The following is a 20,011-nucleotide window of genomic DNA, read 5'->3' as shown; positions in this document are numbered from 1 at the left end:
TAATCTCTAATTAAATTTACTATGCATTATTAAGAAATCTAATTATGCTTTAGCATAGAAACTTCTTAATTATTTATAGAAAAGTTATTAATTATTTCTAGATATTTTCTTGAAGAATACGACGTTTTTGGTTAGCCCCTACTATATTATTTGAAACCAGAGCTTCAAATTTATTATAAACATTTTGAGGTAAGAGTAAAAGTAAATAGGCTGCTACCAGTGTCAAAAGTGTACTTTTGGGATTTTCAAGAAGAATATGCCAATCAGCTATTAAAGCCCGATTAATTAATTTTACAGCCATTAAACCTTCTCGTAGTCTTACGGCATTACGAGCTAAATACTGCAACTGGTAAGCTCTAGCTAGTGTTTCCTCTTGAGTAAATATTTCTGGAGCGTAGGAGCGTGTCTTTTCAATTAGCTTTTCCCAAAAATCTAACTGCTTGAGCATATTTGCTGAAAGCCCTTTTGAATTAACCCGATACAAGGTCAAGGGTTCTGGAATGCCCTCTATTTGCCAATTGCTTTTAATGGAAATACGAATCCAAAATTCGTTATCTTCTGATTGGAGTAAGCGTTCATCAAAATAACAATCTTCATTAGTACCGTAAAGATTATCTTGAAATTTAATCGCTTCCAAAACTTCTCTGCGCATTACCGCAGCCGAGCCATTACCAACCGGATTGCAACTGAGCAAATAGGATGGCGTGATTTCTTTAAGCTTGGGCATCTGATACGTACCTAAAGCTTGTCCAGCTTCATCAATAAAAGCAGAACGACTGAAGCTAACACCGACTGCTGGTGAATTTTCTAAGTGAGCAATTTGTTTTTCTAACTTTTCTGGCAACCAAAGATCATCTCCATCCAAAAAAGCTAAATATTCTCCTTGAGCATGGCGAATACCAGTATTCCTAGCTCCAGATACCCCTCGATTTGCCTGACGAATAATTTTAATTCTGGGGTCAGTAAATTGCTGACAAATATTTATACTCCTGTCCAAAGAAGCATCATCGATAATTAGAAGCTCGAAATTTGTATAGGTTTGCTCAAGAACAGATTGTACAGTAGCAGCTATATATTTTTCGACTCCATAAACCGGAATAATTACAGAAACTTTTTTCATTTTCTAGACTGACTTTAGTTTCAGTTTGCTCTCAGGTTTTACTAGTAGTACAGTAATCTTTGATATGGCAATGGGAATACTATCTGATGGATACGATCGCACCTTCTAGTGATAGCATCTAAAAAAGTGAGATATTTATCCACTTGGCTATCCGTCTAGTTATAAAACGAATCCCACTTCCTAACTTTTCACCGGATAATGTAAGATATTTCCTTCTAGTATGCGTTATAAAGCAATTATTGTAGTTAATGATACATTTTTTCTACGTGTGGATAGTCTGATTGAAATTTTTAGCAAGCGATCGCTCCACCATTATCCAGAATAAGACTGAGTAACTATCCCATTGAGTTACCAAGTGGCAAGTACTACAACTTACCTCAACCGATTCTTTTTTCATGAATATTTAACTTTTGAACGTGAGCAACGCGAATTTTACTAATAATCTGGAGCAAGTATGCAGAAATATTTTCTACAAGTATTTTTTTCAACAACAATTTAATAATTAGCTTTTGAGTTTCCTTTTCCAGGAGAATTTTTGGATATAGCTGAATTGCCTTCCCCAATTTTTGACTTGCTTTTTCAACTCCTTCATCACCTGTAATTCTTGTTAAGCATAGCTTACAAGAATATCGGTAAACATAAGCTAAACTATAATTTTTCAGTATTTGAATTTCTGGCGATCCTGATTGAAAAGCTCGCTCCAATACTTGGAACTGACAGTCTTCCATAAATTCAACTTTAGATGACATTGAATTTGAAGATTGACGATAAAAAATCTGCGGTTTGCTAACTACAACAAACGACCATTTTGCAGCTAAACGTAGCCAATAATCCCAGTCTGCTGCTCCTGATACTGAAGGTTCAAACTCTCCTACAGATTCAATGGCTTGCTTACGGATTAAGGGATTTGAACCACTAGCAATAAAGTTCCAGGTTAATAAATTCGCCAAAACCTTACCTTGGAAAAAGATCGGCCGATCCAGATGGCAATTTCCAGTTTGTTCATCCATAAAATAAGTCCAGCTATAAGCAACACCTGCTTCTGGATTTTTTTGCAAAGCTTCTAACTGAAGTTCTAGCTTGTCGGCTGTCCATAAATCGTCAGCATCAAGAAAGGCTATAAAATCTCCCTTAGCATGAGAGATACCACGATTACGAGCTACTGATAAACCCCCATTCTCATAGGAAAAGACTTTTATACGACCATCTTTCAACTCATCCAGTAGCTTAAGAGTTCCGTCTGTTGAACCATCATTGATAACAATTATCTCAAAATCAGAAAAAGTTTGTTGTTGTACCGAGACAATTGTATCGACAATTGTGCGCTCAGAATTATAAGCGGGAATAATGACAGATATAGTTGGCATATGATTTCAATAAGTTGCTAAATTATACTAGCTAATTAGTATCAAAAGGTTGCTTTCTAATAACAGCCTCTATTGCAGCCTTGGAACCGCAACAGACCTAGCCAAAGAAAAAGGTCGAGTCAAGTACTTAGCAATTTGAGGAGAAAGGACTTGCATTACTAGCCATTTCATTAAATAACGCTGAGTTACTCTTTCTCGCAAAATCTGAGGATATAAAGAAACCGTCTTCCACAATTTACGACCAGCTTGGTTGAGCTGTTCTCTATTAGTCACATGAGCTAGTTCCATACCCGTTAAATATTGATAGATATTTGCTAGGCTTTGATTTTTAAGATTTTGTAACTCTGGCGGTGCTGCTTGAAAGCCTCTCTCCAAGACAATAAGCAAATATTTCTCCATCTTCTCAACTTTTGTTGACATAGATTTTGAAGAGTGACGATAGAAAATTTGAGGTTTGGGAACTACTGCAAAATCCCAGTGCTGTGCTACACGAAACCAATAATCCCAATCTTCCACGGAAAAAAGAGTTGGGTCGAATTCTCCAGCAGATTCAATTGCTTGTTTACGAATTAAAGGATTAGAACCATTGGAAATAAAGTTACTAAGTAATAATTTGTCATACACATTACCTTCGTAGACTACATTATGACCAGGGTGAAAAATCTCTGCTGTTTCACTCATGTTCAGAGTCCAGCTATAAGCAAGTCCTGCCTCTGGATGTTTTTGCAATGCTGCTAGTTGTAGCTCTAATTTATCAGGTGTCCATAAGTCATCGGCATCGAGAAATGCCATAAACTCTCCCGTGGCATGAAAAATACCACGATTACGAGCTACTGATAGACCAGCATTGCTGTATGAAAAAATCTTGAGACGAGAATCTTCAACAGTCTTCAATAGTTCTAAAGTCCGGTCGGTTGAGCCATCATTAATAATAATTAACTCAAAATCAGAAAAGGTTTGTTGAAAAACGGATTTTATTGTTTCTAAAATAGTGCGTTCAGCATTGTAAGCGGGAATAATAACGGATATAGTTGTCACGTTGCTTCGCTCCGAATTCAAAATTCAAAATTCAAAATTAATGATCCCTATAAATAAATTTAGTTGCTCTGTATCATGAGTCGTTTTCGGTCATAGAGTTTAACCAGATGGAAAGTAGAAATATTTTTGTAATTTTTCGTGTAGGCAGAGCATAAACCAGTTAGTTTGGGAATAGTTCCAAGAGTTCTTGTGCAGCCACCTGAATTTGTGAAGATTCTTTTACAAATCTGCAAAAGGGAATTGAGTAAGTCCAAGCTTGATAAAATGCCTCATTTTTATGGTAAGCATTAGGTAGAAAGACATGAGGAATACCCATAAGAATGCAGAGAATATGTCCGTGCAGGCGGTTTGTAATAATTAGACGATGCTGTTTAAATTGATACATCCCATGATGCATATAACTTAAGGATTTAAGATGCATTGAGGAGTTATATAAGCTATTGAATCCAAAGGAATAATGATGGAAGTATTTCCAAAGATGTCGATATATCCACTCACCAGGAATCACTGTACCTTTTTGCAAGCCTTCCCGAATTCGCTCCATACGTTCAGTTGTGTCATATTTGAAAGAAGTCCAATCTTCTACAACTAAATTAGGGAGATCGATAGAAGTCTGAGAATTACTTTGATTCAACTCTTTGTCATTTCTATAGTGATATAAAATAGAGTTACTACGGTTAGACCTAGATAAGAGGCCAGGTAGATTGACCATTTGAAAAGCCATATCAGGTGCTTTAATTACCTGACAGTTGTAGAAATATTTTAGAGCTAGTTCATAGCTATATTCGTCACGCACAAACAAAGTCAAATTAGGATGTGAGTTGAATACATTTGCTGCTTCTATTAAATTGGTAGGTTCAACAAAATAAATACTTTGTGGTAGGATAATTATTGGTCGATCTCGGTATTTAGAAATAATCTGTTCGCGAAATTTTTGATGAGCAGTCCAAAGATCGCCTAAATTCCCTCCTCCTTGAAGGAAAATAGGAGCTTTTCCAATTCTTTCTTCCATTACTTTGCTAGAAAAGTTATTAGGACTAGCAGTATATTTAATTTTTGTTTTTTGCACATTAATTAAATAAAGTATAGTACCTAAACCGATAAGGTGATCGCCAATATTAGGATAGTCAGGATAGTCTAGTAATGCACACTCTGGAAATGTCTCTAATTTCTCTAGTGATTTATGCAGAAGTTCTTTCAGCTGTTCCGGTTGGGGGGTAGCCATTAATTTTAGTTCCTCGTTGTTATTCGTTATGTCTCAATGAACAAGTGTAGTTAGAAAAAGGTATTTTTCTAACAAGCCAAATTTTTACTCAGCTTTAGTTTTTATTTTGCAATTGATAAAGATTGAGTTCTAGATAAAACATATTTACTAACCCAAATGCTGTAAAGAGGTAATGCTAATATATGAGCCATGAACACCGCAACAGCTACCCAAAAAATTCCCCATTTCACAGCTACTAGTAATGAAATTGTAAAAATTACAGTAAAAATTAAGTTCCAGTAAAGATTAATATGACTTTTATCTACAGAGTTAAGTAACATAGAAGCGCCATCAGCAAATGGGCGTGGTATGGCTGACAAGCAGATAACTATCAATACTGGAATTGCTGTTACCCACTTTTGCCCAAAAACAATTGGGACATAAAATGGAGCTAGACTTGACTGTAGCAAAACCAATGGAAAGACAATTAAGGCAAATGTTTTGAGGCTACTAAAATAACGTTCTCGAAGCTGCTTAACGTTTCCCCGAGCAGCACAAAGATGCGGGTATAAAGACCAAGTCATTGTATTTATTACATTCATGCTGATTCCTAAGCCAGCATTGAAAGCAAAATAGTAAATTCCTAGCGCCTGGACTCCTAAAAAACGTCCAATAATCAGGTAATCAAGATTAGCTCTTAGCTTATTTAGTAACTCAACGCCAAGAATATTTCTAGCATAACTAACAACTTCCTGCCACTTATTAAAACTAAAGAACATGGTAGGACGCCAAGGATGATTCATTAGATTGATAACAATCCAGACTGGAGTCGTAATAACAATAGGTATAACAACAGCCCACATTCCCATCCCTAATAGAGCTAAACATATAGTGAGAATATTGATTAGAAACGACTGAGTAGCATTACATAATGCTGTGATTTTCAGGCGGTTCTCTCGCTGGATTAAGGCAGATTGAACTGCAAAGATTGGTAGCATTAAGTAAACTAATGCCATAATGCAGATAGGCAAGATAACTTGGTTATTACTATAAAATAAAGCAACTGGTAAAGCGGCAAGACACTGAAGAATAAACATTACTCCACATAGTATCCAATTAAGGCAGTAGGATGTCTGACAAATAATTTTCAGATCCTTCTCTGCTGCCTGAACAATCTTAGAGCCAATTCCAGCTCTTAAGGTAAAAACAGTTGCGAATTCATTGGTAGTCAAAACGATTGCTATCAATCCATAATCGTAAGGATTTAACAGTTGAGATAAAGTAACTGTTGTTCCCAATCGGAAAACACGATTTACTAACTCTGCTCCCCCCATCCAACCAATATTACGCACATATTGACTAGATACTTTTTGCCTTAGCTTTTTGATTAACATGAGGGCATCCTTAAGAGAAAATTAGATATTTTTTATCAATTTTAAATTTAAGTATAAGCAGCTTCAGGCTTCTTATTAAGAGAAGATTTAGGAAGCTGCACTTCTTCTTTAAATGCAATTCCCATGATAATTAAACCGGGATAGTATAAGTAACCTAAAACCTCTTGGCTATCATTAAATGTAAAAAGTAATAGAGTGACAAGAAAATATAATGCTACCCTAGCAGTTGTGCTTTTCTGTGCTTTAATCAGCAAAACTATAAAACTCAATAAAATTGGTACTAAAAAAGCGATGAAGCCAACTATCCCTTTCACAAATAAGAGACCAAACCAAGTATGGTGAGAGCCGATAGGCATTTCCGCTAATGCTTTAGGCCCTGGTGCTTCTCGAAAACCATGACCCCATATAGGAGCTTCTTTCCATTTCTCCAAGGCAATCATACCTAAAGCTTCATGCACTCGTGAAGAGTCCGGTCTAGCATTATAAAATGCTTCTTTAGCATCCCTAATAGTACCAAGAAGTGCCGTACTAAAAATACCTGCTAAAAAGCTAACAAATCCGAGTGCAATTTGTGTAGTAGGTTTAGTAATTTTTGTAAGTAACAAAACTAATATGAAAACTATTGGTAAAGCTATAAAAGATAAGCGAGAAACAGATACTATACTCATCGCTAAAGAGCCAGCTATACCAATCCAGCGCCACTTGTTGTTACGTTCTTCAACAGCAAGGAAGAAGTAGATGTTTCCAATAAGACCGAGCGCAGGTGCCCAAGGTGCAAATAGAAATAGACGGATATCATTCGTACCGTAATCACTACCATAGAGATTTACATTGTAAAAAAGCTCACCATTCTGGATTAATCTTTCAATTGGAGAAGAATATAGGTGTGCAGGTAACTTTAGTATCCAAGCTAGATAAAAAAAGGGAATTAAAATCAAACTTTGAAGACATAAGATGCAGACGGCCCTATAGATTAGTTGTGGTCGAATATTGAGACAGCCGCTTAATGGAAATAGTGCTAGCAAAGCCCAATCTGTAAACCAGTTAATCAATGACCTAAGAGTTTGATTTGTACCTACATCATAAGTTATACAGCCTACAATTGTAGCGATCGCTACGATCAGAATAGAGACAATCCAAACCCAATGTATCCAATAAACTTTGATTCTTTTTTCAATACGAGTTTGCGCTGTTTGGTTCCAAAGCCGCTTACATAAGTAAAAAAACAGTATCCAGGCTAATACAAAATTTACAGGATATAAAATACCAATAAAATAAAATACATAGGTACTAATTATCCAATACCAAACAAGACTTTCTTCAAAGTTTTGAGGTTTCATTGTTCCATTCTCTTCCTCTCTGTACTCACAGTCTTATCAGATATTAAATTTTTACGTTCGCGCCACCAAAGTAACACCAGTCCAAGGGATACGAAAAGGGAGCCTAAAGTTGAACCTAGTAAAACTAATTTATCTTTTGGTGAAGTCGGTTTCTCAGGTAATGTAGGCTGTATAACAAGTTGAATCAGTGGATAAGATCCAAAAGTATTCGACTTACCAATATCCAGTCTGGTCAAATTTGAAGAAAAGACCGCTCCAGCAATTTGCGTATTTCGCTTCAACGAATCCAAGGTGCTTTCCAACTGTGTTAAATTCTTGAGCCTACTTTCAAGCTGGTTAATCTGTTGTTCTATTGCTTGAGCTTGAGCAGTGAATCCCTTTTGGTCTGCCTGAACTATAACTAGTTCTTGGGAAAGAGCGTCTCGAGGAACGTTGTTACCAGAGTTATTGCTACTAAGGCTTAATTGCCTTAGAACTGCCAAAGTGAATTTTCGCCCTAAAAGAGACTGACCTCGAACTAGCAGTGCCTCTTGAGCAGCGTCTCTTTTCGCTTTCTCTGTAATTAATGTCGGATGGCTAGGCAGAAATTTGGATTCTAAAACTACCACAGAAGCGCTAGCATCACTATAATTTTTTAAGTTTTGTTGAAATATCTGGTCTGTTTGAAGGGTAAAAGCATCTGTAGCTTGTCCAGCAGATAGTTTTAAATTATTCGATAATTGTGCCAAACGAGTAGTAGCTTGTTGCTGTTGACCGATTATTTCAGCTCGTTGTCTGCGGAGCTGTTCAATGTTGGTTGTCAAATCCTTAATTTGATCTTCAGAATTCAAACCCGAACGTGCTTTGTAATCGGAAAGCCGCTTATGAGCATCTGCTAATTTTTTTTGCGAAGAAATCAGGGACGTTTGATAACCTATATCTCTTTGAACAGCTTCTTGATTTCGTAGCTTGTTGAGTCTTGTTTGCAAGGCTTTGTAAAAAGCTAAAGATTTATTTTGAGCTTCCTGGGGACTCGCGCCTTCGAAGTCAACGCTCATCATGGAAGTATTAATTATTAGCTTGAGCCGAGGTTTGCCAAACTCTTCTAAAGACATATTAAGTTGCTCGGCTGCCGATCTTAATATAGGTTCGCTTTCAGCTATAAATTTATAAATTTCTCTTGGATCTTGAGAAGAAAGAGCAGCGTATGGAGACACATTTTCATAATTAGCATAGCCAATGTCTGGTAGATTAATATTGGCATTTGACCATGCTCCTGGCAGATTAATAGCTGAAGAACTAGTGTAGGTCGGTGGTGTAAGTTTTAGATAAAGAAAAGTTGCAGCCCAAAATGCTATGTTTGTTGTTATACCTAGAAGTAAGTAACGCTGCCAACATCCTTTTCTCGCTACTAATTTTCTCAAACTGCTAGGGTAACCCGCAGAGATTTCTGTATGATTGGCCATTAAAAATCCTCTAAAGTCGGGAACTGGCTGCGGAATTACAAAGTCTAGGTGGGTTTTACGATTTGCCTAAGTAAACTTACAGGATCGTACTACATTGTTACTTAAAAATTGATTAATAATTCTTAGTAAAGTTTCCTTCCTAAACAGCAATGACAAAACCGCCTGATGGTCAATATTGCATCCATGCAGACAGCATCCTCTAGGGTTCAATAAAATTATCCACCCGGATATCCACTTAAGTAGGTGCAAATAAAGATAAGCAGTGAGGGTTGTCATTTGTCATTTGTCCTTAGTCATTTGTAAGGGTTTTAGGTGTATTTACATTTCGTAACCTAGTTAGGTTTTTTCTCGCAGACTTACTTAATTGGGCTAACCGAGAAGTATCGATCTGTAGCTGATTTACTTGACTTTAATTTACTTCCTGTAACGTCAATTAAAATAAATACGTGCAAATATCATGAAAATAGCAATGAGCGATCGCCGTTTCTGGAGACTGCTAGGGAAAACAATTTGTATTGCTATACTTGCGCTGGCTATTATCGTCAAATTTACACCCCTCAAGTCTAGTTGGAGTACTACATCAAGGTATCACTGGAATAATGTCTCTATCGGAGGAGGTGGTTATGTTACAGGCATTTATTTGCATCCACAAGAGCGAAATTTAGCCTACATCAGAACTGATATGGGTGGCTTTTATCGTTGGAATTCAAAAGATTACAAATGGATTCCGCTAACAGATATATTTAGCTTGCAACACAGCAATTACTACGGGGGAGAAGCCTTAGCACTTGACCCAAATAACCCAGATATTGTATACATCGCAGCAGGGAAATATACTACTAGTTGGGGTGGATTAGGAACAATCTTCAAATCGAGCGATCGCGGTCAAACCTGGAATAAGCTGAAAATAGACTTGCCAATGGGTGGCAATGAAACTAAACGTTGGCTCGGAGAGAGGCTAGCCGTTAATCCCTTTAATTCCCATGTTATTTTATTTGGTTCGCGATTGAATGGGCTATGGAAGTCTTCAGATGGTGGTACAACATGGGGCAAGGTTAGCTCCTTTCCCGAAAAGCCGGAAACAAAGATTGGAATTACAGGTATTGTATTTAGCAAAAATGTATCTGAACTAGTCTATGCCAATGCCTATGGAAATGGCATATATGAATCCACTGATGCGGGTGTTACCTGGAGCAAAATACCAGGAAGCCCATCAAAAGTGAATCGAATCGCTCTGGCAAAAGACAAAGTTCTGTATGTAACGCATACGTCGGGTGTCAGCAAATATGCAAACAGTATTTGGAGCGATATCACACCAAGTAACGCGAAAACTACATTTAATGCCATTGCTGTAGATCCAAACAATCCCAATCATCTTTTAATTGTTTATGACCAGTATGTTTCCACAACAAACAATCGTGTCATATTTCAATCTACTGATGGTGGAGCTACATGGCAACAGAAAAAGCATACTTTGAAACCTCAAGTGCCCTGGTGGCCTAAGTGGTTTTTTGCCTCCTCAACCTCAGCGATTGAGTTTGACCCAAAAACTGCTGGACGATTATGGTTAACAGACTGGTATGGAACATGGCAAACAGATAACATCAACGCAGAGTCATCTGTTTGGTCGAACTATGAAAAAGGACACGAGCAGCTAGTTAGCTTCGCCCTAGTCTCACCTCGAAGTGGCTCTAAATTGTTGAGCGGTGTTGCTGATACGGATGGGTTTGACCACAGCAATGGACTAGATGTCTACCCATCTACGCAGTTTGGCGGCAAAAATAGTCCTCGGTTCCAGGATACCTATGGTCTTGCTTATAGCGAAAGCAATCCTTCACAAATGGTACGTGTTGGTGGTAATCGGTGGAACAATACTTATACGGGAGCAACTTCGCAAGATGGGGGACTGACATGGAAACAATTTTCCTCGTTTCCGAAGAACACAATCCCGTTGCGTGTAGCCATGTCAGCAACAAATTCAAATCTATTTGTCGCAATTATTAATCAAGGACAGCCTATTCGTACAACCAATGGCGGATGTTCTTGGAGCAAAGTATCAGGATTACCCAAAGGCCCTAAAGGCCCGTGGTACTGGGGTCAACCATTAGTAGCTGACAAATTAGATGGCAACACTTTTTACTACTACAGTGGTGGCAAGTTATACCGCAGTAAGAACGGAGGCGCATCCTTTAAGATTGTCAACTCATTATTGCCTTCTGAAAGTTGGTCTATGCTCAAAACAGTTCCGGGGGTTAATGGCGAAGTTTGGCTCAGTCTTAACTCTCACGGACTTTATCGCTCAACAAATGGCGGTGTAAAATTTGCCCAGATTCCTAAAGTGAAGAAAGCTTACTTATTCGCCCTTGGTAAGGCACAAAAGGGAAGCAAAATTCCTGCACTGTATTTGTATGGGGAAATTGCTGGTATGGGCGAAGGAGTATTTCGCTCTCTCGACAAAGGAAAAACATGGATAAATATCGCCTATTTACACCAACCTATGGGCAATGAGCCTAATGTCATGGAGGCTAGCTGGCAGAAATTTGGACTAGTCTTTATTGGCACTAACGGTAGGGGAATCTACTATGGAAGTCCGTAAAAAAATACTCTTGTGTTTTTCTCTCACGCAACTGACATCAGTTGCAAGAAAACCACGAAGCTAAAAGATTATTAATTTTTGTGCATTATGTTAATTTTTGTAAAAAAGGTAGTAGTATATCTTTGCTACATTATTTAATACAATTAAGTTGTTAATATGAAGGATATTGATATGTAACACACGCATAGTTAACGCTTTTGAATCACAGCTGAACACCAGCAAAGCTTTTTCAGTACTGGTGTATAAGGGTTTTAAGTAGTATTCTAGGTAACTTTAATTAAGGTGGTAGAGATATTAAATAGTGATAGCTATTAGCTTGATACCTTTCTTAATTCACTCATCTAGGAAAGGTAATTTTTTAAACCCTCTGCATACTAGTATTTTACTGCTAGTGTTCTTTTTATTTGGACAGCAAGTCTTCAATCTCTTGATAGCACACCTAAATCATGAGGCATATAACCAGATAACCCATGCTTTATTCATAGGGCGAGAAGGAGAACGTCTACTTAATGCTGTAATAGATAATCAAGAAAAAGGTTTTCTAGAAAATTCTAATCAGGGACAAACTAATCCGATAAGTTATCGTCAGAAGAAGCCCAGCTTCCACAACAGCTTCAACCATCTGTACAATCTCGTACAAGACAACCCTGCTCAAATAAAGCAACTCGATAAAATTAAATATATCTATAACCAGTGGCAAAGGGAGTTGAAGCAAAAAGCGCTTTCTGGGTCTGTAAGGAATTCTGCTTTGACAAAAAGCACTTTATTTGATTCTTTGCATAAGGAGATTGAGAAACTCATTCAGCACGAAGAGATGCTTTTGAGAGTTCGCAAAAATCGTATACAGCAATTGAATAGTATTAACAGTGCGATCAATATTTTCAGCACATTCATCATTTTATTAGTAGCAATTTTAAATATCCAGTTGTTGCATTGGCGAGTCAAACTTCCATTAAACAAATTGACACAAGTTTGTAAACTTTGGCAAGCGGGACAAATGGAAGTGCAACTATCCCATTCTTCTATAGATGAGATCGGGCAACTAGCTGGAGTTCTTAACGCGATGGCTGATAAGACTCGTCACCGTCAACAAAGTATTGAGGTGCGTAACCAACAGCTTGAAGACATGATATCTGCACTTTCCCACGACCTACGTATTCCTTTACTTGCGACTCGTAACACTTTAAACTGTATGCTCAGAGGAGCTTTTGGTTCAGTCAATGACACTTGGAAGGAAGTTTTTGAAGAGTACCATGAAGCTAATGAGGATTTGCTTAAGCTTGTGGAACTCCTTTTAGATATCTCCCGTTATGAAGCAGGCAGCACTTGTTTAATGTGCGATCGCCTAAACTGGGAAAAGATTTTAATTAAAGTAATTAGTCAGATAAAAGCAACATCTACACGTGAGTTAGCCTTCATTTGTAAAACTTCTCAATTGCTGCCAGCTGTCTATGGTGATGAATTAGAAATTCAAAGAGTTCTACAAAACTTACTTGATAACGCTGTGCGGGTAAGTAAGCCTAACGGGGAAATTCTGATTGAGATAATGCCTTATGAACAAAAGCAAGTGCGGATTTCGGTGCGCGATCGCGGTTTGGGAATTGCACCGCAAGCTCAGGAAAAGCTGTTCCACCGCTTTATTCAAGGACGAGGGCATCGTGGAAGAAGTGGGCTTGGTCTGTACTTATGTCGTCAAATTATTGAGGCTCACGGAGGAAACATTGGTGTTGAAAGTTCTCTTGGAGAGGGAAGTACTTTCTGGTTTACTCTCCCAAGTGCCATAAATCAAGTTGATAGTAACGATGAACAGAATATAACCAGATGTAGCAATAATGATATCTAATATTGACGAAAAGAAAACTGTACGGATTCTATTAGTTGACGATCACGCTTTAATCCGCCGAGGGATAAAAGGGCAATTTAGCTTAGAACCTGGTTTTAGTATAGTTGGAGAGGCATTGGACGGTGGAGAAGCTGTTGAATTAGCTAGTCAACTCCAACCAGATGTAGTTTTAATGGATATCGATCTACCAGTTATGGATGGGATTACAGCCACCCAGCATATAAAAAGCAACTGCTTGACTACTTGTGTTTTAGCCTTAAGTGCCTTTGACGACGATATTCAGGTCATGGGGATGCTTGCAGCTGGTGCTGATGGTTACTGTCTTAAAACCATTGAATGGGAACAGCTCATCGCCGTTATTCAATTGATACTTCAAGGTGGTGCTTACTTAGATCCTCTAATCGCTCAAAAAGTTGCTCGGATGCTTAGGTCAACCGCTGTTGCTCCCGATGTTCCTGTATCTCAGGTAATAGCGCAACCTATTCTCAGTAATCGCGAACGCGAGATTCTTAAACTTATTGCACAGGGGCGCTCAAACCAGCAGATTGCAAACCAACTCTACCTCTCACTCGGAACCGTCAAGTCTTATGTACGTATGGTTCTCAACAAACTTAGCGTTGACGATCGCGTTCAAGCAGCAGCTTTAGCTGTACGCCAAGGGCTGATTTAAGCTTAGAGGAATTTATGTAAACAGTCAGATAATTCTGTCAAAGTAGTAGCCAGTGGTGAGATGTCATTCACGAGTTGTTCTGACCACAAAATGTAAGGCTGAAGTAGTTGATGCTGGAATTGCTCAGGTATGGGTAGACATAGCACCAATATATGAGGTTCAAACAAAGTTATCTCTTCCGGCGTGGGAATACAATAATATGGGAAAACTTCTGCATTTTGTTTTAAGCAATGACTGCTGACGCGCTGCACGGTCATGACATTTTTACCAATAACCATAATTCGGTGTCTTTTCATATTTCTATACTTATCTGCAAACGGGAAATGCCTACTATACAACAATGGTTTTAGCGATCGCAAAGGAAGTGCGATGGCGTAACCGCCCAGTGTTGAATGGATGTAACAATAAGGCTTGGGCGAATAAGTTGAGCTAAATCATCAGTTAAGAGCAAAAAGATAGAAAGAAGAAAGATTTATTTTTCTCACACAGGCTCAAGTCATTAACAGATAAAAAGCATAAGCAATTAAATTGCAATCTGACAACTCTACAGACTGCCATTATTACCTGAATATAAAAATGACGAGAGAAACAGAAATTCTCACTCGCTACTGGAAATATTTTCACTCAACATATCATCTGTTCAACATCAATTCTGGGTGGCAATAATTGTTTGTTATCTTATTTCTGTAGTTGTCAAAGCTCTGATTTTTTTGGTTTTTTATGTCCTGTAGTCAGTCAATCAGTGTTAAAAAAGTAAGCTATGTAAAGAAATGTAAATTTGCTGAATAGCTTATAAGTTGGTTCTTGTACAGGTTTGAAAAAACTAAACATACGTTTGTTTTTCCGTGCCTAATTATCTTATTATGAAATTTATACTATCTGTACGCCACAGCCAAACGGATAGTTAGCTGGATAATTTTATTCCTCATTAGGATACTGTATAAAAAATAATTTAAGTAGCCATCAGATAGTATTTTCTATCGGTATTTGCGTAAGAAAGTATACGTAGAGTTCACTAAGTCTTGACTCAACCTCGCGAACAAAGTCTCAAGTCCTATCAAATCTATGGCGTTGCATGAATGCGGTATAAATTGGCAGTTGAAACAATTGAAAGGCCGTTCAAAACTGAGTGAAATCATCCCATAATTCAGCAACACCAAATCTTTTATGGTGCTTATGCGTAGCAATGCAACTGTATTAAAAGCTTTGACAGATAAAAATTGAAGTCTGGCAACAGACATTGTTCATATTTTTAGCATTTATATGGTTTGATATCACCCAAACGTAACACTCTAAATATACCCGCATAAGCAGAAAACATCGGCAATGTTCTAACTTTTACTATTTCTCAATTGTAGATAGCGAACTTCAAAGTTATATGGCACACAAAAATAGTCTCTTTAACATTCGCTTTGACCGTATTTTCTCATCTGAAACACTCAGTTTTTTCCTAGTACAGCTTTTAAGACATCAGGGTAAATCCTTTGAATGGAAGAACAACCAAGTACAAAAGGTTAATCTCTTAAATATTGAGATTAACAATGTCTTGACAACAGAAGTTTTAGAAAATCTTAAATATGGTACTGTATTTACTCCCAATGTAGATCACATAATGAAATTGCAAAACGATCGTGAATTTCTTGAAGCTTATAAGACTGCTGATTACAAACTATGTGATAGTCAAATTTTAATATATGCATCTCGTTTCTTAGGTCAGCCCATCCAAGAAAAAATTTCCGGTTCTGACTTTTTTCCAGCATTTTATAACTTCCACAAACAAAATGAAACAATTAAAATATTTTTATTAGGTGCAGCACAAGGTGTAGCTATTAAAGCTCAAGAGAAAATTAATGCTAAGGTTCATAGAAATATAATTGTCAGCTCATATTCACCACCTTTTGGATTTGAAAAAAAAGAAGCGGAATGTAGAAAAATAGTTGAGATGATTAATTCTTCAGATGCCACAGTATTAGCCGTTGGGCTAGGCGCACCAAAACAAGAAAAATGGATATATAAATACAAAAACCAACTGCCAAATATCAAAATATTTTTAGCAATAGGTGCCACTATTGATTTTGAAGCAGGTAATATACAAAGGGCACCAAAATATATAAGTAATATGGGTTTTGAATGGTTATATAGAATGGTATCGGAGCCTCAAAGATTATGGAAAAGATATTTAATAGAAGGATTACCATTTTTTTGGTTAATTTTGCAACAGAAATTTCAGATAAATAAAATAACAAATAATCCTGGCTCTTAAATACCTTATCAGTTAAATATAATGAAACGAGTATGTGTGGTTTACCACACAGTTTCATGCTTTTGAAAGTCAGCTTCTTAGTTAATTAAATCTATAAAACTTATGACTCTGACACAAGAAAGGCAACCGATCGTGATTCAAACTCAGCAATGCTTAGATTTTGAGCATGGTAATACCTTAAGGGAACAGCTATCTAGCTTAGTACCTCACCCCAAACATCTTTGGGTGATTGATCTAGTCAAAGTAAATTTTATGGATAGTTCAAGCTTAATCGCTTTACTTAAGGAGGTTTTGTCTAGACGTTCAAGTGCCTATTGTTCGGTAATTTGCAAGCACTTGTTCGGACGATTTTTGAACTGACTCAGATGGATTCAGTGTTTGAAATTTATGATAACTAAATGCCGTCGTAATGATGTTGAATGCTTAAATATGAAGCATCGATCGCTACCGTCATTGCAAATATCTTAAAGAACAGATTGACTGGTGACATATTTACTTGCTTAACCTATTAAAAAATTTCATTCTCGCTTTTACAGGGTACTGAAATAAGTAAATGTACAGACGATCGAGTCGATCGACTTACTACTGAAACTGCAATTACCATGTCTAATACTTTTACTCCCCATCGTTTTGATATGCAAGTTCTAGATGATACCCATACTCTTCCTAAAGTTAAAGTTCCAGTTCATCCCTCTGTCATCAGTAAAGCCAAGCGAATGATTGACATCTTGGGTGCTGTTATTGGGCTATCGATTACAGTATTCTTAGCAATTCCGATTGCGATCGCGATTAAGTTAGATAGCCCAGGTTCTATATTTTACAGTCAAATTCGCTGTGGTTTGAATGGGCGTCACTTCCGAATTTGGAAGTTCCGTTCGATGTCAGTTGGAGCTGACCAACTTAAGCATCTAGTTAAGAATGAAGCTCAAAGCGATCGGATATTCAAAAATGAGAATGACCCCCGCATTACCTGTGTAGGAAGGTTTCTCCGCCGCACTAGCTTAGATGAACTCCCTCAGTTTTGGAACGTGCTGCTGGGGGAAATGAGTCTAGTAGGCACCCGCCCTCCTACTCCTAATGAAGTGATACACTACTCAAAGCACCACTGGGAACGTTTGAATGTCAAGCCGGGTATGACTGGTGAATGGCAGGCTCATGGCCGCTCCAGTATTAAAGACTTTGAAGATATTGTTCACATGGACTTAGACTACCAACGTAAGTGGTCTATAGTTTATGATATTAGTCTAATCTTCAAAACTTTAAAAGTTGTGTCAGATAAGAGTGGTGCCTGCTAACGCAGAGTTAATCGAAAAAAGTTATAACTTCACTGAAAAATAAGCTTGCAACAGTTCCTCCGAAATTGTGTAGGCGAACGCAAGTGCATCTCGTAAAAAAACCGTCGTAGATATCGCAGATTGAAGTATTGTCTCTGACTCAATTAAAGGATTTAAGAGGTTGTTTGAAAAGTGTTTTGTTGTGACTTTAGGCACTTTTAGATCCGTCCTAACCCACCTGAAAAAGGGAATTTAGAGGAAGTTAAAACTTTTGATAACGACAACGAACTTTTCAAACATCCTCTCAGTTCAACTTTATTCAAACAAGACACGATTTATTGCGTCTCTACATGAGTATTTTGGACAGCAGGGGATTTGATTTGCTAGTTCAATAATTTTAAAAAAACCTAACTAATTTACTCAACTTCCTCACAATGAATTAACAGCTTTTCCATCGCTTCTGCTAGAGAAATCAATTCTGTCCAAGAGGAACCACTAACTAAATTTTGGGCGTGAGCTAATCGGTTTCGCAACTGTTCAGCAGATTTGAGGAAACGTTCGCCAAACCGTTTTGATTTTAGTCCTAGTTGCTGGAGAAGTTCTGGTTGATTTAAAATCAACTCTCGCTTATCGCAGAATTGTAGATAATCTAATAAATCGGTGGCTTCGTTTCTTTCCTGACTTTCTCGCCATAGTCGTTGAGCAACTTCTAAGCGCTCAGGTTTAAGGACTTTTTGCCAAGAATCTTGAGGATAGTAAATCCGCACCAGCCGTAGTAAATTCATTTCTAGCAGCGTTACTAAGCCAAATAGTAACATTCGCACCGGTGCTTTCTGCAAGTCACCACAGGTGACAATACCACTTACCTGATTGCAATCTAAGACAAACAATCGCGGAGTTTGTTGCAAAATGGGTAGCAACTTTATCAGTGGGGTGGAAATGGCAATTAGTTCTTTGGGATGAAACACTCGTTGATAGTCGCTACATTTACCTTTTTTGCCTGGGATCAAACTAGAGCGTTCTACATAACCGCTAATAATATCTCCCGTCTCCACGCCGATAACATCAAAATTTTGCGCTTGCATCCAATGCAGCACTTCTTTCGCCTCCGCATCAGCTGGCATAGCTTTTAGGGGTTCTGCCACGTATTCAATGGTGATATTGTTCTCAAATAAACTCCGCAAGTCTTGAGAACGTGATTTTAAGTGTTTCATCCCCCGGCTGTGAACTCACGTTAAATAATCCTACGGCACTCACGCGATGTCTGCGACGGGCTACGCCTACGCCAGTGGAATTTTCTGTTAGATTATCCTTGCATAAGCGTAGCTATCCCAACAAATACCATAGACTAATGTTATACCATCTTAGTTGGTATCATTTTAGTGATGGTTTAGACAATCTCAAGTAACAAAATATTTCGCATCTAGAAAAAAATAAATATATATGTAGTTAACTATATGAGAATAGTTGATTAATTGCGGTAGAAATGCCGAAAATACCGACAAAAAAATGTTATTACTAAAACGACGTATCGAATTGATACTTGGTAGAATCTTACCAAGATAACCAAAATTGATAATAATATTATTATGCCAAGAAAAGAACAAGGATGGGTTACATTTCAAACCTCAGAGGATGAGCGGAAGATTCTAGAGGAGTTCTGCGAACAGTCTCAACGCACTAAGACTGAGATTCTGCGGGAACTCGTGCGTAGTCTCACTCAGCAAAACTTAGCACCAATATCACCACCAACTCAGCAGGAACAACAGGCAGATATCTATTACACTCAAAAGCCTAACATAGAAAGTAGTATTCAAAAGAAACCACTAAAAGTTAGCTCTCGCAATATTCTTAAAGGTGTGGTTAAACGAGTTGTTTATGGAGCAGTTAATAGTGAGGTTACTTTGGAGATTATTCACAAAGTAGAATTAACTTCGATTATCACCAGAGCTTCTGCAGAAGAGTTAGAATTATCTGAAGGAAAAGAAGCTTATGCAGTTATTAAATCTAACGATATTGTCATTGCCAGAGAATAGAAATACGTTGATTTGGGGCGTTATATAGCAATCCTATTTGATTCCTGATTACTTGTAAAGATCGGGGACTAGGGACTGGGGACTGGGAAGATAGGAATAAAGGTGTATTGAGTTTTTTCAGAAATAAAATATGAGTCCTATAGTTAAATATTAAGAGAATAAACTTTCTTTACTTGAGTAAATATAGTTGATGCGATCGCTTATGTAATAACCAATACTTTTGGGTTAAGGGGGAAAGGGGAAAGGTTTGAATTTACCTTTATCCGCAAACCCATTAGCCTTACCCCCAGACCAAAAAAGAGATTGTTGGGTTTATCCGAAAAGTATTGATGTAATAGCTGGTTTTCGTATTAATGGAATACACGATAAGCTCGACTTTATCCATTTTTGGCTACGGGTCATCACAAATGTAGGCGATCGC

At 37.6% G+C, this 20,011-nt stretch carries 16 protein-coding genes; 7 read left to right on the top strand and 9 right to left on the bottom strand.

The features are described from left to right. Positions 1–97 precede the first annotated feature (97 nt). From RMY64_RS21280 to RMY64_RS21250, 7 genes are all read right to left on the bottom strand, one after another. Positions 98–1,120 carry a glycosyltransferase family 2 protein gene (locus RMY64_RS21280; RefSeq protein ID WP_322675031.1) on the bottom strand — a complete coding sequence of 341 codons (1,023 nt, stop codon included), beginning with the start codon at positions 1,118–1,120 and terminating at the stop codon, positions 98–100. A gap of 377 nt (positions 1,121–1,497) precedes the next feature. Further along, positions 1,498–2,487, bottom strand: a complete 990-nt coding sequence (locus tag RMY64_RS21275) for a glycosyltransferase family 2 protein (RefSeq protein WP_322701019.1) — start codon at positions 2,485–2,487, stop codon at positions 1,498–1,500. A gap of 69 nt (positions 2,488–2,556) precedes the next feature. Further along, on the bottom strand, positions 2,557–3,525 hold the full coding sequence (locus tag RMY64_RS21270) for a glycosyltransferase family 2 protein (RefSeq protein ID WP_322675029.1): 969 nt from the start codon (positions 3,523–3,525) through the stop codon (positions 2,557–2,559). 160 nt (positions 3,526–3,685) lie between these two features. After that, positions 3,686–4,750 (bottom strand): polysaccharide pyruvyl transferase family protein, encoded by a 1,065-nt coding sequence (locus tag RMY64_RS21265; RefSeq protein ID WP_322701018.1) that lies wholly within the window; start codon positions 4,748–4,750, stop codon positions 3,686–3,688. A 101-nt stretch (positions 4,751–4,851) separates the two neighbouring features. Beyond that, positions 4,852–6,123, bottom strand: a complete 1,272-nt coding sequence (locus RMY64_RS21260; protein ID WP_322682869.1) for a lipopolysaccharide biosynthesis protein — start codon at positions 6,121–6,123, stop codon at positions 4,852–4,854. Between the two features lie 47 nt (positions 6,124–6,170). Beyond that, positions 6,171–7,463, bottom strand: coding sequence for an O-antigen ligase family protein (locus RMY64_RS21255; protein ID WP_322701017.1), 1,293 nt, complete (start codon positions 7,461–7,463; stop codon positions 6,171–6,173). Next, entirely contained in the window at positions 7,460–8,908 is a 1,449-nt protein-coding gene (locus RMY64_RS21250; protein ID WP_322701016.1) for a hypothetical protein, read from the bottom strand. The genes RMY64_RS21255 and RMY64_RS21250 overlap by 4 nt, the downstream gene beginning before the upstream one ends. A 457-nt stretch (positions 8,909–9,365) precedes the next feature. On the opposite strand from RMY64_RS21250, the gene RMY64_RS21245 reads away from it, so the two are divergent. The 3 genes from RMY64_RS21245 (at position 9,366) to RMY64_RS21235 (ending at position 14,017) form a co-directional block, all read left to right on the top strand. Continuing rightward, positions 9,366–11,504 carry a hypothetical protein gene (locus tag RMY64_RS21245; protein WP_322701015.1) on the top strand — a complete coding sequence of 713 codons (2,139 nt, stop codon included), beginning with the start codon at positions 9,366–9,368 and terminating at the stop codon, positions 11,502–11,504. A gap of 391 nt (positions 11,505–11,895) precedes the next feature. Beyond that, positions 11,896–13,347, top strand: a complete 1,452-nt coding sequence (locus RMY64_RS21240; protein ID WP_322701014.1) for an ATP-binding protein — start codon at positions 11,896–11,898, stop codon at positions 13,345–13,347. Then, positions 13,337–14,017, top strand: a complete 681-nt coding sequence (locus tag RMY64_RS21235; protein ID WP_322701013.1) for a response regulator transcription factor — start codon at positions 13,337–13,339, stop codon at positions 14,015–14,017. The genes RMY64_RS21240 and RMY64_RS21235 overlap by 11 nt, the downstream gene beginning before the upstream one ends. Positions 14,018–14,019: 2 nt before the next feature. Here RMY64_RS21235 and RMY64_RS21230 read toward each other — a convergent pair whose 3' ends face one another. Continuing rightward, positions 14,020–14,313: a hypothetical protein gene (locus RMY64_RS21230; RefSeq protein ID WP_322692128.1), complete on the bottom strand. Its 294-nt coding sequence runs from the start codon at positions 14,311–14,313 to the stop codon at positions 14,020–14,022. 1,082 nt (positions 14,314–15,395) lie between these two features. Here RMY64_RS21230 and RMY64_RS21225 point away from each other — a divergent pair. The 3 genes from RMY64_RS21225 (at position 15,396) to RMY64_RS21220 (ending at position 17,575) form a co-directional block, all read left to right on the top strand. Beyond that, positions 15,396–16,280: a WecB/TagA/CpsF family glycosyltransferase gene (locus tag RMY64_RS21225; protein ID WP_322701012.1), complete on the top strand. Its 885-nt coding sequence runs from the start codon at positions 15,396–15,398 to the stop codon at positions 16,278–16,280. A gap of 102 nt (positions 16,281–16,382) precedes the next feature. Beyond that, a complete protein-coding gene (locus RMY64_RS36865; protein ID WP_322705686.1) occupies positions 16,383–16,640 on the top strand; it encodes an STAS domain-containing protein in 258 nt (85 codons plus the stop codon). 275 nt (positions 16,641–16,915) lie between these two features. Continuing rightward, positions 16,916–17,575, top strand: coding sequence for a sugar transferase (locus tag RMY64_RS21220; RefSeq protein WP_322682876.1), 660 nt, complete (start codon positions 16,916–16,918; stop codon positions 17,573–17,575). Between the two features lie 395 nt (positions 17,576–17,970). On the opposite strand, the gene RMY64_RS21215 is transcribed toward RMY64_RS21220, so the two are convergent. After that, entirely contained in the window at positions 17,971–18,768 is a 798-nt protein-coding gene (locus tag RMY64_RS21215; RefSeq protein WP_292731256.1) for a hypothetical protein, read from the bottom strand. Between the two features lie 375 nt (positions 18,769–19,143). Here RMY64_RS21215 and RMY64_RS21210 point away from each other — a divergent pair, with 375 nt between their 5' ends. Next, entirely contained in the window at positions 19,144–19,590 is a 447-nt protein-coding gene (locus RMY64_RS21210; protein WP_322675018.1) for a molybdopterin-binding protein, read from the top strand. Positions 19,591–20,011: the final 421 nt, after the last annotated feature.

Origin of the sequence: Nostoc sp. DedQUE08 (genome assembly GCF_034530895.1) — a bacterium.
Classification (GTDB): Bacteria; Cyanobacteriota; Cyanobacteriia; order Cyanobacteriales; family Nostocaceae; genus Nostoc.
Note: the sequence above shows the minus strand (reverse complement) of the source record. Positions and strands in the feature narration are given on the sequence as shown.